The following is a 25,692-nucleotide window of genomic DNA, read 5'->3' on the forward strand; positions in this document are numbered from 1 at the left end:
AGGGCAACAAGGAAGCACAGATGGAAGAAAAGCTCCACACAGAATTAATTGAGAAAATCGAAGAGCTAAAGGGCTTAGTTAAGAGATTTTCGACCTCTTCTCTTCTTAATACTGTTGCAATGGAGTTACGCAAACATTCCTTTCCTGACCAAGAAAACTCAAGGCTTGTATCCCCAGCTAAGCAGTGCTTCTATCTGATGGGAATAATGCAGCAGACAGAAGAACCGTGCGAACCACAAACACTCGATGAAAAGTCCACCTCCAAATTAATAGACAGTTTGAACGAAGTATTTCAACTATATGCTTTAATCTTCTGGCCTTCTGAAGAAGAAAAGGACGACCTCTCGGAGGAGTGGCACAGGTGTAGAGAGGTTGCTATGCCAGCATTCCTACACTATTTCAATACATCTCTGATGGCGTCAGTTGAGCAAGTTGCAAATCGCATCAATGAAGGTTTATTACGTTTTGATCAGGATATAACTGATCATATTGGCTTATCGATATCCAGTTGTCTTGATATTTGCAACTTAATAGCCAAACTCCAACAAAATAAACTGGATCAATTATACCTGGACGCTGAAAAGGAAAAGGAGCTTAGGTTGGGGCTTCTTGATGCAGCAGCTAGTGAAGGCTGGAGTGAGCAACGTCTAAAAGAAGAAACAGCCAAGTCAGAATATTCTAGCTTTATACCTAGATTCTTAGAGCACATGAATAATCTGTTTTCATTTAAAACTGACGAACTAGATCACAGCCAAGAGGAAATAGAAAAGTTTTTAACTTATTTCTCTTTAAAACGAGGCGCGGGAATTGAATTTACCTATATAACAGAGGAAAACCCTGCTGAATCAAGACCGATTATAGAATCAAATGATAGCAACTACTTTTGTCCATCTATAAATGCTCTATTCACTTCGCTTTTAAATCAGCTTGAAACGATTGTCCTAAATAGCGAAAAGCGAGATAGATTTCTGCATCACAGAGATATGCTTTTGGAGAAAAGTGGTGAGGGTCTTTTTCTCGACTTATTAAAAGAAGAGGCTATAGCTTACAGCGGATTATACGAAACAGCGAATTTACATCACGAACATGACTCCATAATCGTGAGTGGTAGAAACCTTTTTTTAGTAGAAGCTAAGGCATCTCCACCAATAGAGCCCTTTAGAGATCCTGAGAAGTCGTACACGAGGATAAAACGGCACTTCCGCAGCAATAGAGGCATCCAGAAAGGGTTTGAGCAAGCAGAGAGAATAAGGGGACAATTAGCGAAAGGGAGCGAGGTCAGCCTCTATGATGGTGACTCGAATCTTGTGTTAACTCTCAACCCTGATGATTTTGACAATGTTTTTTCCATCTGTTTAACAAGGGACGATTACGGCCCGTTAGCAACAAACCTAAACTTATTATTGGAAAAAAGCGCTGAGGCTCCTTATCCATGGGTGATAAATCAGTTTGATCTGGAGTCATTAGTTCAAGGATATAAGCATCTAGAGTTAAAAGAAGAGCACTTGGTTACATATTTGAACGAAAGGATTCAGCTTCATGGCAAGCTTTTTGGCACAGATGAATTGGAATATGTTGGATTTGGACTAAAACATGGTGGGCTTAAAGATGTTATTGAAAAAGATGCGGATCTAATCTTTCTTTCTCCAGATTACTCAGACATTTTTGACGAAATATATCTATCAGAGAAATCCGGTGAAAAGGTAAAAATAGATGTAACAAGGCCGATCCTAATGGATGCTAGAGAGGGGATATTTGGCCGAAAGAATAACTCTAAAAAAAATATCAGTACTAAAAGCAAGAACAGCAAAAGAAAGAATAAGAATAAAATTGCAAAACAATCCCGTAAGAAAAACAGGAGAAAGAAGTGATATCCCTAACATATCATTTCGGCAGCCCTAACAAGGCGCTGCTGTCGGACAAATTTTCCGCTGCGCTCCAAATTTGCCGCAGAGCGCGGCGTTAGCAGTCATCCGCATAGTCAGCAACGAGGAAGAGAGTTTGAATGAAAAGCTGGAAGCTATCACCGAAAATGGAGGATGTAGCGAAATATGTTGAGTGCTACTGGTTTTTAGAAAAAGAATTACATGATCAGAGCTTTAGCTATCCCAAACTGAATCCAGATCCTTCTTCTCATTTAATTGTTTCGAATTTGAATAGTAAATATGAGTATACGCATAGCGCTAAAGCTCAAAATGTTAGTGGAAGTCATTGGATATTCCCTCACCTAAAAACATTTACGATGGATCACTCGGCTCCTTTCAAGATTGTTGGAGTCAAATTTAAAATTGGGGCGCTCTATTCTTTAAAAATCAATAACTTTAGTTCAAAGTTGGATAAGGTTGAGATGATTGATGTGAATCATCTCATTGGCTCTAGGACATTTAATCTAGATCAGCTTTTAATTAATGCTGCGGAACAAAAGAAACAAGTATGCAATATTCTGGACGAAGTGCTCTTGCCCTGGTTATCGGACTCTCACGAAGACAAGCACAGTCATTTAGTTCGTCAGATTATGTTATTAGTTGGCGATACAGCTATATCTGAAATCGGAGGAAAGTTACATCGTTCACAGCGTACTATTGAGCGAAGCTTTGCAAGAGTAACAGGCCTATCCATGAAGCAAATTCAATCCATGATTCACCTAGAAGAAATACTTAACGATTTGTATCAGCTTAATAAAGAAGACATCAATTGGACTGATGTTGCTAACAAATTCGGTTTTTCAGACCAGTCCCATTTTATTCGCCACCTTAAAAGTTCTATTGGCAAAACACCTGCTAATTACGCACTGGACCGAGATCTCACCATAGACATCTATGGTAATTTCGAATTTGATTGAAAATTGTCGTTTTTATTCAATCTGCATTGATCGCTACTCATTAGAATAGCCGTTATCAATTCATACACAGAGAGTTAAACGATGAAATCACACATTCGTCAGTATAAGGTTTCAGATTTAGAGGGCGTACTTAATTCATGGGAGGTGGCAACACGATTAGCTCATCCATTCATGACCGATGAGTTTATTGCTCAAGAGCGGACAAACGTAGCTGAAATATATATGCCTAATACAGATACATGGGTCGCCGAACTTGGAGGTGAGATTAAAGGCTTTATTGCACTTATGGGCAACGAAGTTGGGGCAATTTTTCTTCAACCCAATTGTCATGGTCAAGGTATTGGCAAGGCCTTAATGGATAAAGCCCAAGAAATCCATGGTAATCTTGAAGTTGAGGTATTTAAAGTAAATAGTATAGGTCGTAACTTCTATTCAAAATATGGCTTTGAGCAATTAGAAGAAAAGCTCCATGAGCCAACAGGGCAGCAAGTATTGCGCCTGAAATTTACTGCTAACAAGGCCAAGCACTAGGATGCTCGCAAGCTCGAATCTGTGTTGGCGGCGTTAAGTGGTAAGCGGATTGAAAGTGATATTAAGAAGACTGGAGATTAATAAATGAAAAAAAATACATGGTTTGTTGCTTTTATTTTAGTGAATAGTGTAGCTAACGCATATGAAGATAGAGCATCTTCAGTAGTGAAAAGGAGTATGTTGGTGGAGCTGTATAGGCAGATAGATATTCACCAAATTATTGCCAGTACAGAGGGGCGCGCCTTGATGCCTACCATAAAAAAGAAGACAGAATGGGGGCATTCTGAACGCGAATGTATAATGCGGAATGTTCATTCCGCGTTAGAAAAACCTATTTTCGAGGCATTACTAAAACAGGTGCCAAGTGAGTTGATTGCCGAGAACGTGATGTTTTATCAAACTGAGTTTGGACAGAGGGTGAATACGGTAGTGATACACGGCGGCGGCTTATCGGGATTAGATATAGGTGAGCAGACGGAGTTAAAGAAAAATGCAGCAGTTTTGGATTTTCTAGGTCAATTGATAGAAATAAGTCAGCAAACCATTTTGGATAATATGAACTCAGCTGTGAAGCCAGCTATGTTGGCCTGTACTTCAGAATCATAAAAAACGTAAGGACAAGCTACCCGGAACGTGTCAACGTCATTTGAGCCAGTTTTTTAAACATTACATTGCTTTTGTAATCGCCCGTGGCAACGTTGGGAAGTTCACGCCTTTTTCGATTGTCTCCTGATCAGCATCCTCTGGCACCGGATTGATGCAGACTTCGGCCGGTGGTAGCGGTACGTTTGGACGACCTTTACTGAAGCGCTCCGGGTGCTGAGCGTACATCTCGTCCAGTGCCGCTTGCCGGAGGTGAGCGATTTCAAGGTATTCCCCGCTAAACACCTGATGGGGCGTAAAACCGGCCAGGCTGCTATGGTGGTGATCATGGTTGTACCAGCGGACATAGTCCTCATTCCAATGTACCGCATGGTCGTAGCTGTCGAAGCGGCCCGGGTAGTCCGGCTGATATTTCAGGGTCTTGAACTGTGCTTCACTCATCGCGTTGTCGTTGCTCACTCGGGGGCGGCTATGACTGGCCGTCATCGTCAACTCACCCAGCAAATCCAGATAGCAGTGGGCGGTCATGGGGGTGCCACGATCCTGATGCAGCGTGAGCGTACCGGGTTGTATGTCATAACGTTCATGCGCTTCCATGATCAGCTGGCTGGACAGCGCACTGTTTTCCTTGCGTGACAGCATCCAGGCCACAATGTAACGGCTGAACAGATCCATGACCACGTACAAGGACAGGTATTCACCGCGCTTCCTGGTCGGCAGCTTGGCAATGTCCCAGGTCCAGACTTGATTGGGCGCGGTCGCCTTCAGCCGTGGAATGGCATGCGACTGGCGCGGACGCTGAAGACGGCGTTCGCCGTTGAGTCCATCGACTCGCAGCAGTCGGTGCATCGTGCTGATGGAGCACAGGTAGGTGCCTTGTTGCAGCAGGCTGTAATACACCTGCGCCGGTGGTTGATCCTGATACTCAGTGCTGCTCAATACCGCTTTTGCCTGAGTACGCTCTTCGACACTCAGGGCCCGTGGCTGTTGGGTATCCTTGCGCTTTCGTCGGTGTGGGTTCACCGGCCCGCAAAAATGATAACGGGCGCGTATGGCACGAAAGGTATTACGACAAATATCCAGCACGTGACAAGCAAGGCGTTCAGAAATACCGGAGGGTAATGGTGCCTGCAGCAACTGATTCATGACGCGTCCTCGTCGAGCATGTCCAGCAGATCCAAGGCTTTTTTTTGGAGCGTCAGGCAGCCATTCTGAATCTCGATCTGCTTGCGTAGCCGCTCGTTCTCTTTTTCGAGCTGTTCGATACGTTTTTGCTCAGCGGTCTTCTTCGGCGCGGGACCTGGGGCGGATTTTTTCAGACCCTCCAGCCCTTGTTCAGCCCGTTCCCGACGCCATTGAGACAGTTGATTGGAATACAATTTTTCACGGCGCAGCAGTTCCCCTAACTCACCATGCTGGCAGGCCTCGGCTTGCTGGATGATGGATAACTTGTATTCGGTACTGAAGGCTCTGCGCACCCGCTTTTCCAGTGCGGGACTGGGTTCAACTTTGGGATTAGCAGTGGTAGCAGGTTTTGGCATGGTGATTCTCCTGAGCGCCCTGATTTAGATGTTATCTTAAAATCCACTGGCTCAGGCTTAGGTTGACATACAGGGTACCCCTTAGACATTTGTCACGAGTTATCGGCCAAACAAAATCTATGGTTATTATTATTGGGTATTCAGTTATATTTATTATTGGCACTTAACAAGCGGCTCCACCGGACAAATTTTACTGTCACCTTTTGTGCAAAAAAACGCACAAAAGCCGCCATCAAAATTTGCTCGGTGAGCCGGGCGTTATGCCTCAAAAGAGAAAGTTCGATGGAAAAAATAGACTACAAAAAAGAATTCAAGCACCTCTATAAGCCATCAGCTAAGAAGGTTGAGATGGTGGACGTGCCAACATGGAACTATCTCATGGTCGATGGAGAAGGAGACCCAAACACTGCACAATCATTTCAAGATGCAATTGAGGTCTTGTATCCACTTTCATATACATTGAAATTCATGATTAAGAAGGGCGAACTAGGCATTGATTATGGCGTGCTGCCACTAGAAGGACTCTGGTGGGCTGATGATATGTCATCTTTCAGTGTCGATAATAAAGATGGCTGGAAATGGACGCTTATGATCATGCAGCCAGAACTTGTTACAGAAGAGTTGGTTGAAAAGGCAATAGAGCAAGTGAAAACCAAGAAAAACCCGGTATCTCTACCGTTGGTAAGGTTTGAATCTTTTGAGGAAGGTAAGGCTGCACAAATAATGCATATAGGCCCTTTCTCAGAGGAAGGGCCAACGATAGAAAAAGTTCACTCATTTATTGAGGAGAATAAAAGCCAGAGAAGAGGCAAACATCACGAGATATATTTGAGTGATATTAGGCGAGCTGCGCCAGAGAAATGGAAAACCATCATTAGGCAGCCAATGTCATGAAAAGGCATAACAAAGCCATAAACTCGGACGCCAAAAAGCTACGCTGCGCTCCACTTTTTGTCTCCGGTTATGGCAGGCGTTATGTGAGATTAGGTAGATCGCAATTATGATATTTGAAGTTTTGAAGCAAAAAGCTAATGAGCTAAAAAAGCAGACGCTTACCGTATATTTTGCATCTCGTGATCCTAAACTTTCAATGCATATTAAAATAATCGCTATTCTTGTTGTTGCTTATGCATTAAGTCCAATTGATTTAATTCCCGATTTCATACCAATATTTGGTTTGCTCGATGACATTATTATTGTCCCACTTGGTTTAGCGCTCATAATTCATTTAACACCACCTGAAATAATTGAGGCGGCCCAAATAAAAGCTCTACAATCTACAGAAAGACCAACAAGTTATATTGCAGCTATCATTTTTATTTTTATTTGGCTTACAATCTTATTGTTATCTGATCAGTGGTTTTATCATGAATTTATCACATAACAAACGGCTAAAACGGACAAATATTCGCTGTCACCTTTTTTGCAAAGAAACGCAAAAAAGCCGCCATTTAACATTTGCGCGGTTAGCCGGGCGTTAGCACTCAAAACCCACGCATTGACGAGGTGTGATCCAATGGATTACACTTGTATCCATCCAGACAATTGTTGAACTCCCAGAATTCCAGAAACGAGCCGATGGCTTGCTCAAACCTGATGAAAAGGTAAGTATTATCAACTACTTAGCTTCTCACCCTCAATCCGGTGATCTTATGCAGGGAACAGGCGGAATCAGGAAGCTTCGCTGGTCTGCTCAGGGAAGAGGGAAAAGCGGTGGAGTCAGGGTGATTTATTATTATCACAATGGAGCGGTTCCTCTCTTTCTATTATCGGTTTTTGGTAAGGGCGAAAAGGCTAATATCAGCAAAGCCGAACGCAATGGGCTTGCTAAATTAACTCAACTATTACTCAAACATTATGGTGGTTCAAATGACTAGTGCTTTCTCAAGTATTAAACAGGGCCTATCCGAAGCAATTGAATTTTCTGAGGGTAAAGTTAAAAAGGCAATCGTTCACGAGTTCGGCCCAGTGGATGTAAAAAAAATTAGGGCAAAGGTAGGTATGTCTCAAAATGAATTCGCATCTGCGTTTGGCATCAGTGTGAGTACGCTCCGTCACTGGGAGCGAGGTGATCGTACTCCTCACGGGCCTGCATTGGTTTTGCTAAATGTTGTCGCCAAAGAGCCTGGTGTTGTTCTTCGTGCTTTGGCATCGTAAAAAGTGCTAACAAGTAAAGCAAGCCGACGCATAAATGCGCGGCTTTTTTAGGCGTTAGGTTTCAATCATGATTACGAGCAAAGAGCCAGATTCATGGCAGGATCTCCAAAATCAGGTCGCACTAGTGCTGAGCAGTGTGGCTTTAATGTAGAATTAGAAAAAAAGATTGAAACCGTACGTGGTGACGTAGAACTAGATGTCTATGCAGAAGAGGTAATAAAAGGAAGAAAATATTCTATCGCCGTAGAGTGTAAAAACTGGAGAATAATATTCCGCAGCATGTAGTCCACAGCTTCAGAACAGTAGTTTCTGATCTAGGGGTTAATGCTGGCTATATCGTTGCCAAAACTGGCTTTCAGTCTGGGGCCTTTTCTTCAGCAGATTTAACAAATATTGAATTGTTAACTTGGCCCGATTTTCAATCACAGTTTTTTGAGTCATGGTATGAAACTCATTTTACTCACACCGTAGCTGAGAAACTTGATGGCCTAATGACTTACTCTGAACCATTCATGCCAGCATGGTTTGAAGTTATGGAAGAAGGCGATAAAGATCTGTACCTTGGCTACAAGCAGCAATTTGATGTCTTCGGCATGGTTATGCAGTCTATGGGGCCTTGGGTTCGTATGTTAAGACCAAATAAAATAGCACAATTACCGCTGATGGGTAGGCTTACTCCGAATAAAGAGCGCGATACCATTTCAGAAAATATTCTAAACGAACAGTATTATCGAGAGTTTCTAGATATGGCTATCGAACATGGAGAACACGCCCTTGGCTTGTTCAGAAAATTGCGTGACATTTAGAGGTGCTGATCCACATCCATACTGTTGTGGAGGATTCGAATCACAACGATCTTGGATTCCATGCCAGCTCGGTAAAAGATGATATGGCTGCCCTGACTGAACTTTTTGTACCCGGCCTTTATGTCATCCGCATCGCGGCCTATTTCAGGTTGGCGAGCAAGCAGCTTGAAGGCATCATCAAGCTGCTTGAGGTATTTGTCGCGTTGCCGCTTTCCCCATTTTTCAGCGGTAAAGCGGCCAATATCAATAAGGTCTTTTCGAGCGGCGGCGGTGAGTAGGTATGAGCGCATTAGTGGGCTTCGTTATCTAGCTCAGCAATAACGTTTTCAAGGGAGTAGTCCGCTATACCGCTTTGCTCGCCTTCATCCAACAGGCGCCGGAGCCTTTCAAGCTTGCTTTCCGTTTCTTCAAGCAGGCGCAGCCCGGCACGCACCACCTCGCTCGCCGAGCCGTAGCGGCCATTTTCAACCTGTGTGGCTATAAACTCGTCAAAGTGGGGGCCAAGTGTAATACTGGTGTTTCTAGCCATGGGGTGCCTCCTGTACCAAATATTGGTATATTCTGCCAAAACACCCATAACAAGGCAAGGCAGGCCGACGCGATAAAGCCGCGCGGTTTATGGCGGCGTTATATTTCCGAGTATGAAACTACTAACGAATAAAGGAATAGATGAGATTGAGGGTGCTCTAGCAGGCTGTTGATTTTATTCCTGAAGTTGCCCTAACGCTTCTGAAAGCACTGCCGGGGGCTCATCGTAAAACCGTAGGCGCGGATAAAAACTACGACACCAGGGGGTTTGTGAAGGGGCTGGCGAAGGTCAACAGCGTTCTTGAGATGACCATGATGGCTTACAACCTGGTGCGAATGGCAAAGTTACAGGGTCAATCCGTCTGATGAACGGAAACGGGGTGGAGAATCCTGTTTCCGGCGGAAAAATCACTCAGAAAACAACCAGATAAGCGTGAATTATCGGGTTGAAAAGCTTCTGTCGGCGAAGTGAATAAGAATTTCAACGGCCTGCTAGAGATACGAGGTATGGCACACCCTATCTCGTCGCGAAAGCGCTGTGTTAGGCTATGCGGCTTGTTTACAGGAGCCGGATAATGACCGAGGTACACGCTGCAATCGATATCGTTGCTGTCGACTTTCTGAACCCCCGCCACGCGGCTGATCTGGTCGCGTTACTCAATGCGTATGCAACGGATCCAATGGGCGGCGGCGAACCTTTGCCGCTGGCATGCCGTGCCTCTCTGGTGGCACGCCTGGCCACGCTGCCTTATGCCCACAGCTGGATAGCCTATGTCAATGATCAGCCCGCCGGGCTGCTCAACGCTTTTGAAGGCTTTTCGACCTTCAAGGCGCAACCCTTGCTGAACATTCACGACCTGGCTGTTAATGCGGATTTTCGCGGCTTGGGGCTGAGCCAGCAATTACTGGCAGCGGCAGAGCACAAGGCCCGTTTACTGGGCTGCTGCAAGGTGACGCTGGAAGTACTTTCCAACAATCATGTAGCGCAACAGGCGTATCTGAAATACGGCTTTGCTGGCTACGAACTCGATCCGGAAGCCGGTCATGCCTTGTTCTGGCAAAAAATGCTGGATAACTGATCTTGCCCTGACACCGCATGGCGTATTGATAAACGCCGCAGGTATGAATGCGGCGGGCACCATGGCACGTCTTTCCTGATCATCTGCAAACCCTTCCCTGATTATCTTTAAACCCTTCGCCGACGGGCGGCAAACAGCTGCCGTTTTTTTGACTGTGTCAGATAACTACTGCCGATATTTTTTTTAACCAATTGATATTAAAGTAATTTTTTTTATTGGCACAAGCCGTGCTTTGTTCTTGTTATTACGCCGTCCTGAACACAGCGGCACACATGAACAAGGTCTCCGCTGATCGGAGCACCGGGAGGACATTATGGATCGGGCACTTTATATCGCTATGTCCGGCGCCCGCCAGAATACGCTGGGTCAGTCGGCCCATGCCAACAACCTGGCCAACGCCAGCACCACCGGGTTTCGTTCCGACTTTACTCAAAGCCGCGCCATGGGCGTGTTTGGTGAGCATTTTCCATCACGGGCGTATGCCCTGACAGAACGGCCAGCCAGTGACTTTCGTCAGGGACCGTTACAACAAACCGGTCGCAGCATGGACGTGTCTATCGAGGGCGAGGGCTGGTTTGCCGTGGTTGGCCCGGATGGTCAGGAAGCCTATACCCGCTCTGGCGATCTCAGTGTTGATTCCGACGGTCGTCTGATGACCGGCACCGGCCTGCAACTGCTCGGTGATGGCGGCCCGGTGACCTTGCCGGAATTCACCAGCATCGAAGTCAGTCGTGCCGGTATCGTCAGTATCCAGCCCGCTGGAGAACAGCCGGTCGGTATTGCCGAGCCGGTGCAACTGAAGCTGGTGAACCCCGATGCCCAATTGCTGGAAAAAGGCGAGGACGGCTTATTCCGCTTCCGCGACCCCAATACTCCCCCAGCACAGGGTGATGCCAATATCACTCTGGTCAATGGCTTTCTCGAAGGCAGCAACGTCAATGCCGTCAGCGAACTGACCAGTCTGATTGCGCTGAATCGGCAGTACGAAATGCAGGTGAAACTGATGAAGCGGGTGGATGAAAATTCGGCCAGTACAACACAGTTGCTGGGCAACCAGTAAGCGCGGCAGACAATAAGGGTTAACCACTATGATGAATGCACTTTGGGTCAGCAAGACTGGTCTGGAAGCACAGGACTTGGCACTGACCACCGTTTCCAACAACCTGGCCAACGTCGCGACCACCGGCTTCAAGAAAGATCGGCCAGTGTTCGAAGATTTGCTGTATCAGATCGAACGTCAGCCTGGTGCCAACTCCTCAGCCGACAGCCGTTTGCCGTCAGGCTTGCAGTTGGGCACCGGGGTACGTACCGCCGGGACACAGAAAATTTTCACCACCGGGTCATTACAGCTGACCGATCAGCCGCTGGATATGGCCATTAACGGTCGTGGCTTTTTCCAGATCGCGATGCCGGATGGCAGCATCGGCTATACCCGCGATGGCACGTTTCATATCAATGATGAAGGCACCGTGGTGAATGTGAACGGCTACGCGCTGGAGCCACAGATATCGATTCCCGATCAGGCCAGCACCGTCACCGTGAGTACCGACGGCATTGTGCAAGCCACCCTGACGGGGGATCCAACGCCGATTGATCTCGGCCAGATTGAAACCATGGACTTTATCAACCCGGCGGGCTTGCAGGCGATGGGCGGCAACTTGTTCCAGGAAACCGCCGCCAGCGGTGCACCGCAAGGCGGTATTCCCAATGAAGCGGGGTTTGGTGCGATTCAGCAAGGTGCGCTGGAAAATTCCAACGTCGAAGTTGTGGAGGAGCTGGTGAAAATGATTACCGTCCAACGCTCCTACGAAATGAACTCCAAAGTGGTCTCGGCAGCGGATCAGATGCTGCAGTTCCTGACCCAGAACGTCTAGGTGAGGGGTATAAAAGTGATGACTCACAAGCTCCCTCTTGAATACACCCGAGTGTTCGGACTGCGAGTATCTGGCCTGTTTCTCTCGTTATCGCTATCGCTTGCCATGTTTGCCAGTGGTTGTACGTCGGTACCGATGGAACGTGATGTCTTCCCCGGCGACCCGGATTTTGCCCCGGTATCTGCCCAGAGTTTGCAACCACCGCTACAGGCTACCGGCTCGTTGTACCAGCCTCGCTACAGCATGGGGCTGTACAGCGACCAGCAGGCGCGGCGGGTCGGCGACATCATCACGGTGATTTTTGACGAGCAGTACCAGTCGAGCAAGTCCGCAGAAACCAAGGCCGACAAATCGTCGGCTAACAGCGTTGGTGCCGGCACGATTCTGGGCACCACGCCGGGATTGCAGAACCTCAACCTCGGGGTAGAAACCAACAGCGACAAACAATTTAAAGGCAAAGGGGAGGCCGACCGCTCCAATAGCCTGAGCGGCGAAATCAGCGTCTCGGTGGCCGAAGTACTGCCGAACGGCATTCTCAGGATACGCGGAGAAAAGTGGCTGACCCTGAGTGAGGGGGACGAGTACATCCGCATTATTGGCCTGATTCGTCCGCAAGACATAACCCCGAACAACACCGTCGCCAGCAGCAAGGTCGCCGATGCGCGTATCTCGTTTGGCGGGCGTGGCAACCTCAATAACAGCACCAAACAAGGATTGGTCGATCGTATTCTGACCTCGCCCTGGTGGCCCTTGTGACATCTATCCGGGCGACCAGGGAAGGTCGGCCTGAACCTGAAAACCGCAACGCTCGCTGTTTTGACAGCCCAATAGCTCGTCGTGCCCGAAGCAGAATCAGGGCAAATGATAAAAACACGGCTAAGGTTATGAAGGTTATTAAGGTAATTACATGCTGCGATAAAAACGTTCCGCAGACAGATCATCAAGGGGTGGGGATATGATAAGCAAGTTGACCGGGTTCCGTCAGAGCCTGATTGTCGTCGGTCTGATCATGGCTATCGGCTTTGGGTTACTGATATCTGCCGCATTGTCGGCGTTCAGTGGCCAGGCGCGTGCGTTTGAACAGGTCACCCGGTTAAATGGCCAGTTGTTACAACTGAGCCAACTGTACGCCGGTATTGCCGAATCCAGCCAGATGAGCAACGACCAGGTGCTGGCGGCCGGGCTGCATCGTCAGGAACAACAGCTATTGAGTGAATTACGGCAGGCAAATCTATCGTTATCCCAACCCATCACCGACAGCTTCAGCAGCTGGAGTCGGGCTTTTAAACAAGAACACCAAAATAGCCAACAGATGGGTTCAGACGTCAACTCCGGCCAGCGGGGTGAATTGACACAGGCACTGGAAGCATTAAACAAAGCCCAGTTTTACAACATGCGCAAGGCTTACCGGCTGATGGTCGACAGCATCAACGATATGGTGGAACAGCGCACGCCAGCGGCCATTGAGGCGGCGACAACCGCGCTGGCAGATTATGTTGCTTTTGTCGCAGAAATGAATCTCACCGAAGTCTTTGAACAGCACCTCAATACGATCCAGACCGAGCTGGACACCCTGGTCAGCCTGATCGACAGCTACAACCAGAACCGCGCTACCGAATCCGCTTCACTCAGCGAGCTACAGCAATTACTGCAGCAACAGCAACAACAATTGATGGCCACTCTGGATACCGCCCGCGCAGAGGCCGCTACCACCGTCGACAGCGCCCGGATCACCATTCTGGTTACCGGACTGGCCGTTGCCGCGATCAGCATCCTGATATTGCTACTGACCTCCAGAAAAGCCATCGGCACGTTAAGCCGTACTGCGCAGACACTGGAACGGATAGCGGCTGGCGACCTGACCCGCAAAATGCCAGAAAATACCGGCAGCAACGACGATTTCGATCGCCTCGGACGCTCCGTCAATCAGTTGACCGAACGGCTGGGGCACGTGCTCTCCCAGGTCAAGGTCAGCAGCAAGACATTACAAAAACAAGCAGCCGAGCTGAACAAGACCCTGTCGGTCCAGACAGACGACAGCGCCAACACCGAACAGCAAACCTTGCGGGTATCCAGTGCTATTCAGGAAGTCAGCAAAACCGTGATCGAGATGGCCCAGGCCCTGGACGAAACCAACCACCTGTCATCCGATGCCCAGCAAGCCAGTCGCCAGGGAGGCACCGTGATCAACAACGCCCTCAGTTCCATGGAACAGCTGTCACATATGTTTGATGATTTGCAATCCCAGCTCGATGGCCTCAGTACCTCGTCGAACCGGGTTGATGGCGTTACCGCAATGATTGGTGGCCTGGCAGAACAAACCAACCTGCTGGCGCTGAATGCCGCGATTGAATCGGCGCGAGCCGGTGAAGCCGGGCGTGGTTTTTCAGTAGTGGCCGACGAAGTGCGGGCGCTGGCAGAAAAAACCGTCAATGCGACGGGCTCCATCAACCAGATTATTCAAGAAATGCAGGTGCAACTGAAACAGCTACTGACCTCCATGTCGCAGGGGCAAACCCAGGTGACCCAGTCACGAGCGCTGGGCGATGAAGCTGCCGCAGCAATGACCCGCATCAGTCAGCTGTTCGACCAGGTCAACGAGCGTAATCAGCAGCAAGCCGTCAGCATCGAAGAAATTGCCAATACCACCCGCGAAAACGTCAGCAGCCTGGAACGGGTCGTGACCCAGGTCTCCCGAGGCAGCGAAGGATTAAGAGACATTCGCCACTTCTCCGAAGACGTAGTCGGTCATGCCAATGGCCTGCTGCAACAAACCGAACAGTTCCGCTGTGGCTGACCGACGCCAGCGGCGTGGGCATCCGGCAGCAAGGAGTCAGCATGAATACACGAACAATCCGGCCGCATAAACGTTGCCGCTGGCCATGGCTGGCGCTGGCGACTATAGCCCTGCTGCTGAGTACGACGGTTCAGGCCGAGCGGATCAAAGACATCACCAGTATTGCCGGTATCCGCAGCAACCAACTGGTGGGATACGGTCTGGTGGTAGGACTGGATGGCAGCGGCGACAAAGCCCCTTTTACCACCCAGACCTTTCGCAACATGATGGCGGAATTCGGCATCACCCTGCCGGGCGGCACCGACCCGAAACTCAAGAACGTCGCAGCAGTATCGGTAACCGCCGATCTGCCCGCTTTCTCCAAACCGGGCCAGCGGGTAGACGTCACCGTCGCATCCTTGGGTAATGCCAAAAGCCTGCGGGGTGGCCAGTTACTGTTTACGCCGCTGAAAGGCGCGGACGGCAATGTCTATGCCATCGCTCAGGGTAACCTGGTGGTAGGCGGACTGGGTGTAGACGGCAATGACGGTTCGCGCATTACCATTAACGTACCCAGCGTTGGCCGTATTCCCAATGGCGCATCGGTAGAGCAAGCGGTTCCCACCAATTTTGCCCGTGGCGACAGCCTGGTGTTTAACCTCGACCAACCGGATTTTACCACCGCCCGCTATATGGTCGACAAAATCAACGACCTGCTGGGGCCAGGCACTGCCGAAGCGCTTGATGCCACCTCCATCCGGGTCAGCGCCCCCCGCGACACCAGTCAGCGCGTAGCCTACCTGTCGATTATCGAAAACCTTGAAATCGAAACCGGCGATGAGCGCGCCAAAGTGATCATCAACTCCCGCACCGGCACCATAGTGATGGGGCAGCACGTCCGCATAGAACCCGTCGCCGTGACCCATGGCAGCATGACCGTCACAATTCAGGAAGACTACAACGTCACACAACCCAACGCACTGGCCGATGGTGATACCGTGGTCGTACCGCAAACCAACATCAATATTGAACAGGGTGGCGACAACCGGATGTTCCGTTTCGGCCCAGGCGTCACGCTCGACGACATCATCAAGGCCGTGAACGAAATCGGCGCAGCACCAGGGGATTTGATGGCCATTCTCGAAGCCATGAAACAGGCCGGGGCACTCAAGGCAGAGTTGATTGTGATATGACAATGCCCGCGCAGCCAGCAAACAAGCGGCCAAAACAGCCGCAACCGCGAGAACTCACCCTCGAACAGCAGTTCGAACAGATCAAGGGGCTGTCACTGGAAATCCAGTCACTGATTCGACAAGGTGTGCGCGACGGTGTACAGCCACGCCTGGAAACACGAGACCGCCTGCTGCGAGACTGGTTTACCCAGATCAATTCGCTGATCCGTATCACCGGAGAGCAGGAAGCCTTTTTGCAGCAACTGCTGCAAACAGAAAAAACCCTGCTGGCCGATATACAACAACAGCAACAGTCACTTGGCCGTGCTCGTCAGGGGCAAAAACAGGCATCTCATTACCACCGTGTGAGCAAGCACTAGGAACCTGTCGGGCTTAGACGTTCGTCGCGAGGGAAAGACTGGTGTGAGCGATTTTTGCGCAAAATTGAGGCGAATAGTGGTTTTATCTCCAGACGCTTGTACCAGAGCACAAAGCCATTGCGCTCCCAATACAGCAGCTTGATCTTGTCACGTTGGCGATTACAGAACACAAACAGATCACCGTCGAATGGTCGTTGCTCCAGCTGCTGTTCCACGATCAGAGCCAGCCCGTCGATGGACTTGCGCATATCCATGGGCTGGTTGTACAAAAATACGCGCACAGAGGACGAAGGTTTCAGCATGAGGGAGCGCTCAAACCGAGCATGTGCAGTACGGCGGCAGATGCGGCAAAGGGACGTCGAGCATCGCGGAGCCAAACCGCACCACAATGATCACCTAGGAAGAATAGCGGGCGTCACTGGCTGCGGGGTAAAAAGAAGGTACAGGCTCAAGGGTAATTATTTGCTTCGGTACACAATATTGAAAAATTGATACCTCTGATCAGGTAATCAAGGAAAACAACAGGAAATAGAGGTCGAATATGCGTTATATCGTGCTTTATTTATTTCTGGCTGTTTTGAATTTTTCAGGTTGGCTGTGACTACTGAATATCGATGGCTTTTGAATGTGAAAGAAATATCGCTCTCGAAAATAGTTTTTCTACAGCCCCGTTAGCATCCCGATCTCCATGACGATTAATCCATTAATTAAATATAATCCAATTTAGGTCTTATGTGTCTTGATTAAATTAAGTGTGCTAATGAGTGACATTGAATACGGCTTTTATTCCCTCTTTTAGTTGGGTAGGTTTTCTTTCTAATATTCTTTCGAGTGAAGTGCTTGTGCCTTCAAGCATGCCTTGCTTGATTTCTCCTTGAAAATCAGCATAACGGTTGGCTAATAGTTCCGGTAGCCCTAGGTTTAACATTCGTGATACAAATTCTGAGCGTTCAATAGGAGTATAGGTAACGAATTTACCTGAGATCTCTGTGAGTGCCTTGGCAACGTCGTAAAGCGACCAAGATACGTTGGCCGTCAATGATATTATCTCTCTGTTAAACTCTCTACTAACGAGTACCTTTGCTATTGCTTCTCCTAATTCTGCTCTGAGTACAAAAGACACCTTACCATTTCCTGCGGGCACGCTGATATTACCTACTTTAAATACTTGATCCCCACCTACAAAAGTCGGGATGGTATCGAAATACAGTCCATTTCGGAAAATAAGATAGTCAAGACCAGAGTCAATGATAAGGGCTTCGGTTTTAAAGTGCCCATCCATTAATTGATTCTGAGATGTGTTGTTATCTTTAACAAGGCGGCTGGTATAAGCGATAAAGCTAACACCAGCATTTTTAGCTGCATTAATTACGTTTAAATGTTGGATTACACGATTGTCTTCGTCTGTTCCTGAGATCAATAATACTTTTTCAATCCCGTCCATGGCAAGATTGAGTGATTCAATATTGTCATAGTCACCAACCCGCACTTGTATTCCCAAAGGAATTAACTCAGCCATCTTGCTTTCATGTCTTGCAAGTGCGCAAATCATGCTCGCCGGATAAAGGTTAGTTAAGTTGCGAATTATCGCTTTGCCTAGGTGACCAGAGGCGCCTGTTACTAAAATCATTTTATCTTACTCCAAGTAATTTGAGCGATAATTCTAGATAATAGTTGCTTCAAAGAGTATATCTGATCGTCTATAGTTATTGCCTAATAATCCAAATTTAAAGGGTAGGCTAAATTGCATCAGGAGGTGCTAATGTCCAGTCGATTTTCGAATTTAGCGCAAATCATTCAGTCCCATGCTATGAGAGATGGAATTAGCGAGACGTTGATGCCAGGTGTTGATCTAATAAAGCATTCTTCAGTCAATAATATGATCAAACATAATTGGCAAGCGTCTTATGCAATTATTATTCAAGGCGCGAAGAACATTGAGCTTGGTAATGATACTTTGATTGCAAGTCAAGGCCACTGTTTAGTCAGTGCTCTTGAACTTCCCGTAATGAGTTGTATAGAGATGGCCTCTGGAGATAAGCCATTTCTTGCTTTAAGGCTGAGTCTTGATTTTGTATCTATACGTGAAATTTCCTCAAAATTACAAATGCATCGAACTCATTTTACTAAGTCAAATTTGCGTTCTATTTTTGTACACCAGGCTAGTGACAGCATGTTAGATGCAGCAACACGCTTAGTAAAATTACTTAATAATCCAATAGAAGCTCAAATACTCGGGCCAATGCTAATAAAAGAACTGGTTTACCATTTGCTTCGAAGCTCTGATGGAGAATTGCTTTATCAGTTCTTTAAATCCGGTAATAAACTACAAAAAATTATGGAGGTGGCTTCATATATAAAAGATAATCTGACCGAAAAAATTGATATTCAAATGTTATCTGAAAAAACAAACATGAGTCGTTCTGCTTTTTTTGCCTGCTTCAAAGAAGTGACATCATTGACGCCTATAGGTTATCAAAAGCGTTTTCGTTTATTGGAAGCCAGACGATTGTTGATTGAAGAACGTTATACCTCTGAACAGGCTGGTTGGAGTGTCGGATATAAAAGTGCAGCGCAATTTAGTCGTGAGTATATGCGAATGTTCGGTGACTCCCCAGCTAGGGATGCTAAAAAATCAAAAAGTCACAGCATGTCATATAAAATTGATAATGCTAACAAATAGATGCAACGGACTCCGTATATTTGGCGCTATTTTTGCGTTGAACCGCAAAAATAGCGCCAAATATATTACTCCGTTAATCAAGGCGTTAGGCAGCAAACTCAAGGAACGCATTATGTCTCAAATGGAATCATTATTTGAAGAGTGGAAGCGATTGGTAGCTGAAGACACTACTGTCTGGTTAACCAAATCCCAGCCCCAACTGCCCTGTATCATCCGGCAAATCCGGTGGTTTTCTGAACACCTCCAGCAGCGGCATTCGCTGCATAAGTACCGATCCCAGTCGGATTGACACATTCCCCAAACGCCTTTCAGGGGCCACGCCTTGCTGGATCAGACGCAACAGCACATAGCTGATCATCGCCACTAAAACCTGCAATTTGACGGCGTTTTCTGACGTACCATAGAACTGTTTGATCTTAAGATTCTGCTTGATCCACTTGAAAAACAATTCAATCTGCCAGCGCTGTTTGTACACTCGCAGAGAGGAAGCACCACTCAGCTGACCCACCAGCAAGGCCACCAATTGCCCCCAGCATGACAAGGTTCGTGTGCGTTTGTCGGCCTGGTATTGATCGACGGTTTTCTGAAATTGATGACGAGGGATGACGTTGAGTCGCTGTGCCAGTACGGTGTTAGAATGTGCCAAGCCCGGTTCTTCTGAATGATGTCTGTGGTAAGCGTCATTTTACCGGAAACGGCATGGGAACCGGGCTTCTTTCTTTTGGCGGGTCAGTTAACCGGACAGTAGTGATCCCATCACCGTTTTATGACTGGCAGGAGAATGTTTATGTCGGAGCAGAGCAAGGCCAATGGTCTCAAGGTACGTACCGAAGTCATGGGTGCCGATTTTGTCCAGCGGGCGCAGGAGAATACCACCGCGCTGACGGAGCCTTTGCAGGACTGGATTAACGAGCATGCCTGGGGGTCGACCTGGCAGCGTGACGGTTTGCCGCGCAATGTACGTTCGCTGGTCACGATTGCCATGCTGACGGCGTTAAAGTCGCCGACTGAGTTAAAAGGCCATATTCGTGGGGCGTTGAATAACGGCTGTACGCCGCAGGAGATTCGTGAGGTGTTGCTGCACAGTTTGCCGTATTGCGGTGCACCGGCAACTCAGGAAGCGTTTCGGGCGGCGGCAGAGGTACTCGACTTGTCGGCCTTTGAGAACGACTGAATAACGTGTGTTGATCGCGTTGGCAAACATCTTGCTGTACTCCTGATAACGTCATTTTCCGGAGTCGGCCATGCAGGTCAGCCCAGCCTTGTCTTCAGCATCTGTGGTAACCAATCCGCAGGATGTATACACCGATCTCAACAGTCTGCAGGGCATTCGTACGCTCGGTAAAGAGGACAAGAGCGCGGCGTTGATGGAAGTAGCGCGGCAGTTTGAGTCGATGTTTATGAACATGATGCTCAGCTCGATGCGGCAGGCTAATGCGGTTTTTTCTGAAGATTCGCTGATGGGTTCTTCCGAGGGGGACTTCTATCAGGGTATGTACGATAACCAGCTGGCCTTGCAGATGTCGGGCCAGCAAGCCAGTGGTAGCGGGGCTTCTGGCCGTGGGCTGGCAGATATTATCCATCAACAGCTGATGAGTAACTTTGGTGATGCCGGAGACGCTCCAGAGCTGGATCAGGCGAAGCTGTTTGATCGTCGGGTCGCCAGTGTGCCGCTGCGCGAGGCGCTTGCCGAAGTCGACCGGGTGTTGCAGCAGGGCGATGCTGCTGCTGCGGTAATCAGGCGGGAGCCAGTGTCGCAAGCCTCCGTATTATCGCCGGAATCTTTATCCAAAACGCTGGCCAGCGTTGCCTCTGGCAGCGGCAGCAAGGGGCAGCAGTTTGCCTCTGCCGATGAATTTGTTGCCGCTCTGTATCCTCATGCCGCAGTGATTGGTGCTGAGCTGGGGGTTGATCCTCGTGCGATTGTTGCCCAGGCGGCGCTGGAAACCGGCTGGGGTAAACATATGATTGCCGACGCCAAGGGCAATAACAGTTTTAATTTCTTTGGTATCAAGGCTGATCAGCGCTGGCAGGGTGAAGCGGTGGACGTAACGACTCATGAATACCGTTATGGCACTCGAGTGAAAGAAACCGCCAGTTTCCGTTCCTATGCTTCGCTGGAAGCTGGCTTGCGCGATTACGCTGATTTTCTGGCCGGGAGTGAGCGTTATCAGCAGGCGCTGGGCAAGGGGTTGGACGGCGATGAGTATGGTTATGCCTTGCAACAGGCCGGTTATGCTACGGATCCTGAGTATGGCGCAAAAATCCGCCGTATTGCTCGCAGCGAAACGTTACAAGGGCAGGGCGAGGTACAGCAACCGTCGCCGGATATTGGCCCGGATTCCAGCAAGGCTGCTGAGGTTGATAAGAATAAAGACCGTCCGTCGGTCAGCGGAGGCGAGTAATGACCGATATTCTCAATATTGCCATCTCGGGACTGAAGGCGCAGCAAACGGCGCTGGCGGTCACTGGTAACAATATCACCAATGCCACGACCGAAGGTTACAGCCGCCAGGTGGTCAGTTTTGCTGAGGGTAACAGTCAGTTTCGTGGCGGCAACTGGCTAGGGTCGGGGGTCAGTGTTGATTCTGTCAGCCGCATCTATAATGAATTTTTATCCGATCAGGTCTGGTCGGATACCGCCTCCTTTCATCAGTATGACACCATGGCCGACTACGCCGCTCAGGTAGACAGTTTGCTGGCAGACAGTGGGACGGGCGTTCAGCCTGGTCTCGAAGCGATGTTTGATGCGATGCAGACGGTGGTAGATGATCCGTCGTCACTGGCGGCGCGGGAGGTGTTGTTGACTCAGTCAGCGGCGTTGACCGATCGCTTTGATGTGCTCAGTGATCAGCTGAATCAGCAGAATCTGGTATTGAATGGTCAGATGGGGGTGATGGCGCAGGAAATCACCGCGATCGCAGAATCCATTGCCACGCTTAACCAGGATATTCAGTTTGCAGTCGGGATGGCCCAGGGCGAAGAACCCAACGCGCTGATGGATCAGCGTGATCGGTTGATTACTGAACTGTCGGCGCTGGTGGAGGTGTCGGTGGTGGATCAGGGCGACTCGCGCCTGAATGTGTTTATCGGTAAGGGCCAGGCGTTGGTGGTCGGCAACGATTATAACCGGCTGGTGGCGGATACGGGCCAGAGTGATCCGTCCCGCAACGATCTTTATCTGCTCAGTGATGATGAAGCCATTCCCGTGACGAATGAGATTACCGGTGGTTCGCTGGGCGGTACGCTGGCGTTCCGCAACGAGGTACTGGATCCGGTGGTCAATAGTCTCGGCAAGGTGGCGCTGGTGATTGCTGAAACCATAAATGCGCAGCACAAGCTGGGGCTGGATTACGAAGGTTTGGTCGGTGAAGACTTCTTCCAGGATATCAATGAACCGGCGCTGACTTATCGCCGTGCACTGGGAGATGATGGCAATGCCAACCCAGATGATCGGTTGGTATCCGTGCATATCACCGATGCGGGCAGTGTCAGTAGCAGTGATTATCAGTTGGAATTTATCGGCCCGGACAATTTTAACTACCGTATCCGCCAGATCGACAGTAACGAGATTGTGCAGAAGGGGGCGATCTCCGGTGCATTTCCAGACGTGCTGGCAGTGGATGGTTTTGAGATTCATCTTGAAAGCGGCAGTTTTCAAGCCGGGGATGAGTTTCGCATCATGCCTACCCGTAACGAAGCCAGCAATATGGAACTGGTGATTACCCGCGCAGAACAAATCGCTCTGGCCTCACCAATTATGACGGATGCCGCGATTGGCAATCAGGGCAGCGCAGCCATTAGCGCTGGCAGTGTGACCAGCCTGGATACTGCCGCCTTTGATGAACTCGGCCAAATGACACCGCCGTTGCTGGTGAGGTTTACCTCGGCTTACCGCTACGACGTGCTGGACAACAGTGATCCGGGCAAACCCGTGCCGCTGTTTCCGCCGATCAGTAACCAGACCTATATTCCCGGTATTACCAACAGTATTAATCTGGGCGAGCAGGGCCAGCTGGCGATGACCAGTTTCAGTGGTCAGTTGCCGGTGCGTGCCACTTATCAGCCGCCAGAGCCAGCGGCAACGGTCAGTGCTGGTAACGGCCTGGCGGCTCAACGGTTTTCAATTTCTTATAACGATCCGACCAGTGGCCAGGCTGAATCCTTGCCGGGGCTGAATACGGCTGCCAATAGTTCGGCTCGAGCCATTGCCGAGCAGCTGAGCGAATACGATGGCATCGAGGCGTCTGCCCGTACTACGGTGCAGTTGAGTCATTTTAGCGAAGACGACAACGGCTTTCTTGATATGGGTTTCACGCTGAACGGTGTGGTGCTGACAGAAGCGCTGGGGCCAAGCCAACGCAAGTACGACGATAGCTGGCCGCAGACGGTACCGGATCCGGTTACCCCGGATTTTCTCGCCGGGCGCATTAATGCCAATTACGCTTTTCAGGAATTGGGTATTGTTGCCAGCAGCGATGGCGAGACATTGACCATCACGGCACTCAACGGCGATGACCTCAGTCTCGATATCAGTGGTGATCATGGCGATGGCTTCGACGTCAGCAATGGCCAGGCGATTGGCCTGACCCAGGTGGGGGAATCCCCCTACGATATTCTTAATGAATACGAAGGTTACGACTTCAGCCAGGGCGGGCCATATCGCTATGCTTTCGAGATTGAAAACCAGGGCAGCTTTGAGATTGAACTAAGCGCCAATTACGGCTCTGGCGAAGCATTGTTGAGCGGTGTTCGTCAGGCATTGGAAACCGCCGGATTTGCCTTTAACGGCGAGCTGGATGTGGCGATTGATGAACGTGGCAATCTCTCGTTTCAGCCCCGCATGGCCCTGAATGGCACTGGCGTTTATGGCTCCAGCAAGCTGACCATGGGAGGACAGCTCAAGGTGGTGCTGGATGAAGGCATGACGCTGGCCACCAATACGCCGGGGAATAACCTGTTTGCCGCCGAGCCGGTGTTTGAATCCACCTATCGGGGGATAGACGTCAGCATTGCTGGGGCTGTGGTGGTGGGCGATGAATTTACCGTCGGCTTCAATGAAAACGGTATTTCCGACAGCCGTAATGGCGTGGCTCTGGCGGGTTTGCAAAACAGCGATACCGTTAATGGTTCCAGTACCTATTCCGAAGCCTATGCCATCGTGGTCGAGCGGGTTGGGGCAACCACCAGCCGAGCACAGACCAGCCGCGATTCCAGTGACGTGCTGCTGACCACGTCGCAAGCAGCCTACAGCAGCGCTTCTGGCGTCAACCTTGATGAAGAGGCCGCTGCGCTGATGAAATACGAACTGGCTTACAACGCCAATGCCCAGGTGATTCAGGTGGCACGCGATATGTTTGACACTCTGATTTCAACCTTTTGATAACACACAGTGAGTCCCCGGCGGGGCCAATGGCGAGGTATCTGGTATGAGAATAACCACACTGCAAATGCATAAAACCGGCCTGGCCAATATGCTGGATAACCAGCAACAGTTGAATAAAACCCAGCAGCAGGTGGCCAGTGGCCGCCGGGTATTGACGCCATCGGATGACCCGGTTGCGGCTACCAGAATTCTGCAACTGGAGCAGGATCTGGCGCTGCGTGAGCAGTTTGAAACCAATATGACGGCCGCAGACAATCGCCTGCAATTGGAAGAAGTAACGCTGGGCAGCATCAGCGACAGTTACGCACGGCTGAAAGAGCTGACGGTAGAAGCCGGTGGCGGTACGCTGACCAAAAGCGATCGGCAGGCCATTGCCGCTGAAGTTGAGCAAATACAGCAAAGTCTGGTCGGGTTGTTTAATAGCCGCGATGCCAATGGTGAATACATGTTTGCCGGTTTTCAGGGGGGGGAAGCGCCGTTTCAACAGATGCCTAACGGTCGTTATGAATATCAGGGCGATGGAGGCCAGCGTTTCCTTGCGATTGGCACCACCACCACCGTTGCAACAGGGGATTCTGGTAAAGACCTGTTTGTTGATGTAACAGCGGTCAAGAACAGCTTTACCACGGCAGTGAACCCGCTGAATCAGGGCACGACCCAGATCAATCCCGGCTTTGTGATCGACGAGGAAGCCTATGGTGATTTTTATCCCGACGACCTGGTGATTACTTTTAATCCAGAGTCGGCGCTGTTGCCGGAACAGGCAAACTTTACCGTGCGTCGAGCTTCCGACGGAAGGCCAGTGGAGGGATTGATCAACCAGCCTTATGCTCAAGGCCGGGAGCTGGAGGTGGCGGGCATGGCGTTGACGCTGAGCGGGTCGCCGGAATCCGGTGATCAGGTGATGGTACGTTCGACCCCGAAACAAAGTGTCACAGATACACTTTACCGGCTCGCCTATGGCCTCAATAACCTCGAAGACACACCCGACGACGCCAACACCTTGACCACGTTGATTGCCGATAGCCTGACCAATCTTGACTACGCACTGGCCACTGTTTCCCGAACCCAAAGCCAGATTGGTGCGCGCCTGAATGTGGTGGATAACACCCGCTCGCTGTCGGCGGATATTACTCTGGTGAATCAGCAAGTATTGTCGGAATTACAGGATGTGGACTTGGCCGAAGCGGTCAGTCGTATGTCGATGCAAACTACCTTGCTGGAAGCCGCACAAAAAAGTTACACCACCATCAGCCAGTTGAGTCTGTTTAACAGCATGTGAATACGGGATATGGGCACAGAACAGGCACAGCAGTGTATCGGTGGGGCCGGTT

28 protein-coding genes and 2 pseudogenes are annotated in these 25,692 nt (G+C 49.4%); 22 read left to right on the forward strand and 8 right to left on the reverse strand.

Translation table 11 applies throughout. From position 1 onward, the window contains the following. Window positions 1-20 precede the first annotated feature (20 nt). The 4 genes from SOJ49_RS07875 (at window position 21) to SOJ49_RS07890 (ending at window position 3,979) form a co-directional block, all read left to right on the forward strand. Complete coding sequence (locus SOJ49_RS07875; protein ID WP_369857677.1) at window positions 21-1,871, forward strand: hypothetical protein; 1,851 nt, start codon at window positions 21-23, stop codon at window positions 1,869-1,871. 134 nt (window positions 1,872-2,005) lie between these two features. Then, window positions 2,006-2,842 (forward strand): helix-turn-helix domain-containing protein, encoded by an 837-nt coding sequence (locus SOJ49_RS07880; RefSeq protein ID WP_369857678.1) that lies wholly within the window; start codon window positions 2,006-2,008, stop codon window positions 2,840-2,842. Window positions 2,843-2,923: 81 nt separating this feature from the next. After that, window positions 2,924-3,373 carry a GNAT family N-acetyltransferase gene (locus SOJ49_RS07885; protein WP_369857679.1) on the forward strand — a complete coding sequence of 150 codons (450 nt, stop codon included), beginning with the start codon at window positions 2,924-2,926 and terminating at the stop codon, window positions 3,371-3,373. 84 nt (window positions 3,374-3,457) lie between these two features. Continuing rightward, window positions 3,458-3,979 carry a hypothetical protein gene (locus SOJ49_RS07890; RefSeq protein ID WP_369857680.1) on the forward strand — a complete coding sequence of 174 codons (522 nt, stop codon included), beginning with the start codon at window positions 3,458-3,460 and terminating at the stop codon, window positions 3,977-3,979. 60 nt (window positions 3,980-4,039) lie between these two features. Here the strand turns inward: SOJ49_RS07890 and SOJ49_RS07895 are convergent, their stop codons facing one another. Together SOJ49_RS07895 and SOJ49_RS07900 are read right to left on the reverse strand one after the other, a co-directional pair. After that, window positions 4,040-5,182: an IS3 family transposase gene (locus SOJ49_RS07895; RefSeq protein ID WP_369858052.1), complete on the reverse strand. Its 1,143-nt coding sequence runs from the start codon at window positions 5,180-5,182 to the stop codon at window positions 4,040-4,042. Beyond that, window positions 5,119-5,517, reverse strand: coding sequence for a transposase (locus SOJ49_RS07900; RefSeq protein WP_369854611.1), 399 nt, complete (start codon window positions 5,515-5,517; stop codon window positions 5,119-5,121). The genes SOJ49_RS07895 and SOJ49_RS07900 overlap by 64 nt, the downstream gene beginning before the upstream one ends. A 282-nt stretch (window positions 5,518-5,799) precedes the next feature. On the opposite strand from SOJ49_RS07900, the gene SOJ49_RS07905 reads away from it, so the two are divergent. From SOJ49_RS07905 to SOJ49_RS07930, 6 genes are all read left to right on the forward strand, one after another. After that, window positions 5,800-6,411, forward strand: a complete 612-nt coding sequence (locus SOJ49_RS07905) for a GyrI-like domain-containing protein (RefSeq protein WP_369857681.1) — start codon at window positions 5,800-5,802, stop codon at window positions 6,409-6,411. A gap of 106 nt (window positions 6,412-6,517) precedes the next feature. Then, entirely contained in the window at window positions 6,518-6,901 is a 384-nt protein-coding gene (locus SOJ49_RS07910) for a YkvA family protein (protein ID WP_369857682.1), read from the forward strand. A 124-nt stretch (window positions 6,902-7,025) separates the two neighbouring features. Next, window positions 7,026-7,394, forward strand: coding sequence for a type II toxin-antitoxin system RelE/ParE family toxin (locus tag SOJ49_RS07915; RefSeq protein ID WP_369857683.1), 369 nt, complete (start codon window positions 7,026-7,028; stop codon window positions 7,392-7,394). Further along, window positions 7,387-7,674 carry a NadS family protein gene (gene nadS / locus SOJ49_RS07920; RefSeq protein ID WP_369857684.1) on the forward strand — a complete coding sequence of 96 codons (288 nt, stop codon included), beginning with the start codon at window positions 7,387-7,389 and terminating at the stop codon, window positions 7,672-7,674. The genes SOJ49_RS07915 and nadS overlap by 8 nt, the downstream gene beginning before the upstream one ends. 93 nt (window positions 7,675-7,767) lie before the next feature. Continuing rightward, on the forward strand, window positions 7,768-7,959 hold the full coding sequence (locus SOJ49_RS07925) for a hypothetical protein (protein ID WP_369857685.1): 192 nt from the start codon (window positions 7,768-7,770) through the stop codon (window positions 7,957-7,959). A gap of 206 nt (window positions 7,960-8,165) precedes the next feature. Further along, window positions 8,166-8,480: a hypothetical protein gene (locus SOJ49_RS07930; protein ID WP_369857686.1), complete on the forward strand. Its 315-nt coding sequence runs from the start codon at window positions 8,166-8,168 to the stop codon at window positions 8,478-8,480. On the opposite strand, the gene SOJ49_RS07935 is transcribed toward SOJ49_RS07930, so the two are convergent. Together SOJ49_RS07935 and SOJ49_RS07940 are read right to left on the reverse strand one after the other, a co-directional pair. Next, a complete protein-coding gene (locus SOJ49_RS07935) occupies window positions 8,477-8,770 on the reverse strand; it encodes a type II toxin-antitoxin system RelE/ParE family toxin (RefSeq protein WP_369857687.1) in 294 nt (97 codons plus the stop codon). The two genes, SOJ49_RS07930 and SOJ49_RS07935, sit on opposite strands and share 4 nt — an antisense overlap. Then, the gene (locus SOJ49_RS07940) at window positions 8,770-9,009 is read right to left on the reverse strand and encodes a type II toxin-antitoxin system ParD family antitoxin (RefSeq protein ID WP_369855792.1); all 240 of its coding nucleotides are present in this window, start codon (window positions 9,007-9,009) and stop codon (window positions 8,770-8,772) included. The genes SOJ49_RS07935 and SOJ49_RS07940 overlap by 1 nt, the downstream gene beginning before the upstream one ends. Window positions 9,010-9,583: 574 nt before the next feature. On the opposite strand from SOJ49_RS07940, the gene SOJ49_RS07945 reads away from it, so the two are divergent. The 7 genes from SOJ49_RS07945 to SOJ49_RS07975 all read left to right on the forward strand — a co-directional run bounded on the left by SOJ49_RS07945 (window position 9,584) and on the right by SOJ49_RS07975 (window position 16,289). Further along, window positions 9,584-10,087 carry a GNAT family N-acetyltransferase gene (locus SOJ49_RS07945; protein WP_369857688.1) on the forward strand — a complete coding sequence of 168 codons (504 nt, stop codon included), beginning with the start codon at window positions 9,584-9,586 and terminating at the stop codon, window positions 10,085-10,087. A 313-nt stretch (window positions 10,088-10,400) separates the two neighbouring features. Continuing rightward, the gene (gene flgF / locus SOJ49_RS07950; protein ID WP_369857689.1) at window positions 10,401-11,147 is read left to right on the forward strand and encodes a flagellar basal-body rod protein FlgF; all 747 of its coding nucleotides are present in this window, start codon (window positions 10,401-10,403) and stop codon (window positions 11,145-11,147) included. 28 nt (window positions 11,148-11,175) lie between these two features. After that, the gene (flgG, locus tag SOJ49_RS07955; protein WP_369857690.1) at window positions 11,176-11,961 is read left to right on the forward strand and encodes a flagellar basal-body rod protein FlgG; all 786 of its coding nucleotides are present in this window, start codon (window positions 11,176-11,178) and stop codon (window positions 11,959-11,961) included. Between the two features lie 18 nt (window positions 11,962-11,979). After that, complete coding sequence (locus SOJ49_RS07960) at window positions 11,980-12,717, forward strand: flagellar basal body L-ring protein FlgH (protein ID WP_369857691.1); 738 nt, start codon at window positions 11,980-11,982, stop codon at window positions 12,715-12,717. A gap of 199 nt (window positions 12,718-12,916) precedes the next feature. After that, window positions 12,917-14,758 (forward strand): methyl-accepting chemotaxis protein, encoded by a 1,842-nt coding sequence (locus SOJ49_RS07965; RefSeq protein WP_369857692.1) that lies wholly within the window; start codon window positions 12,917-12,919, stop codon window positions 14,756-14,758. Window positions 14,759-14,799: 41 nt separating this feature from the next. After that, complete coding sequence (locus tag SOJ49_RS07970) at window positions 14,800-15,930, forward strand: flagellar basal body P-ring protein FlgI (RefSeq protein WP_369857693.1); 1,131 nt, start codon at window positions 14,800-14,802, stop codon at window positions 15,928-15,930. Continuing rightward, window positions 15,927-16,289, forward strand: a complete 363-nt coding sequence (locus SOJ49_RS07975; protein WP_369857694.1) for a hypothetical protein — start codon at window positions 15,927-15,929, stop codon at window positions 16,287-16,289. Before SOJ49_RS07970 ends, SOJ49_RS07975 begins: the two co-directional genes overlap by 4 nt. Here SOJ49_RS07975 and tnpB read toward each other — a convergent pair. Continuing rightward, on the reverse strand, window positions 16,286-16,591 hold the full coding sequence (gene tnpB / locus SOJ49_RS07980) for an IS66 family insertion sequence element accessory protein TnpB (protein ID WP_369857695.1): 306 nt from the start codon (window positions 16,589-16,591) through the stop codon (window positions 16,286-16,288). The two genes, SOJ49_RS07975 and tnpB, sit on opposite strands and share 4 nt — an antisense overlap. A gap of 455 nt (window positions 16,592-17,046) precedes the next feature. Further along, window positions 17,047-17,919 carry an SDR family oxidoreductase gene (locus SOJ49_RS07985; protein ID WP_369857696.1) on the reverse strand — a complete coding sequence of 291 codons (873 nt, stop codon included), beginning with the start codon at window positions 17,917-17,919 and terminating at the stop codon, window positions 17,047-17,049. 132 nt (window positions 17,920-18,051) lie between these two features. On the opposite strand from SOJ49_RS07985, the gene SOJ49_RS07990 reads away from it, so the two are divergent. Then, complete coding sequence (locus tag SOJ49_RS07990; protein WP_369857697.1) at window positions 18,052-18,972, forward strand: AraC family transcriptional regulator; 921 nt, start codon at window positions 18,052-18,054, stop codon at window positions 18,970-18,972. A 366-nt stretch (window positions 18,973-19,338) separates the two neighbouring features. Here the strand turns inward: SOJ49_RS07990 and SOJ49_RS07995 are convergent. Continuing rightward, window positions 19,339-19,447, reverse strand: a pseudogene (locus SOJ49_RS07995) (transposase); the annotation flags it as partial. 60 nt (window positions 19,448-19,507) lie between these two features. Continuing rightward, a pseudogene (locus SOJ49_RS08000) lies at window positions 19,508-19,618 on the reverse strand (DUF4372 domain-containing protein); the annotation flags it as partial. A 141-nt stretch (window positions 19,619-19,759) separates the two neighbouring features. On the opposite strand from SOJ49_RS08000, the gene SOJ49_RS08005 reads away from it, so the two are divergent. The 4 genes from SOJ49_RS08005 to flgL all read left to right on the forward strand — a co-directional run bounded on the left by SOJ49_RS08005 (window position 19,760) and on the right by flgL (window position 25,640). Further along, complete coding sequence (locus SOJ49_RS08005; protein ID WP_369857698.1) at window positions 19,760-20,146, forward strand: carboxymuconolactone decarboxylase family protein; 387 nt, start codon at window positions 19,760-19,762, stop codon at window positions 20,144-20,146. 70 nt (window positions 20,147-20,216) lie between these two features. Then, on the forward strand, window positions 20,217-21,377 hold the full coding sequence (gene flgJ / locus SOJ49_RS08010) for a flagellar assembly peptidoglycan hydrolase FlgJ (RefSeq protein WP_369857699.1): 1,161 nt from the start codon (window positions 20,217-20,219) through the stop codon (window positions 21,375-21,377). Next, complete coding sequence (gene flgK / locus SOJ49_RS08015; protein WP_369857700.1) at window positions 21,377-24,355, forward strand: flagellar hook-associated protein FlgK; 2,979 nt, start codon at window positions 21,377-21,379, stop codon at window positions 24,353-24,355. Before flgJ ends, flgK begins: the two co-directional genes overlap by 1 nt. 46 nt (window positions 24,356-24,401) lie before the next feature. Further along, window positions 24,402-25,640: a flagellar hook-associated protein FlgL gene (flgL, locus tag SOJ49_RS08020; RefSeq protein ID WP_369857701.1), complete on the forward strand. Its 1,239-nt coding sequence runs from the start codon at window positions 24,402-24,404 to the stop codon at window positions 25,638-25,640. Window positions 25,641-25,692: the final 52 nt, after the last annotated feature.

The sequence above is a fragment of the Candidatus Thalassolituus haligoni genome (genome assembly GCF_041222825.1).
GTDB classification, from domain to species: domain Bacteria; phylum Pseudomonadota; class Gammaproteobacteria; order Pseudomonadales; family Oceanobacteraceae; genus Oceanobacter; species Oceanobacter antarcticus.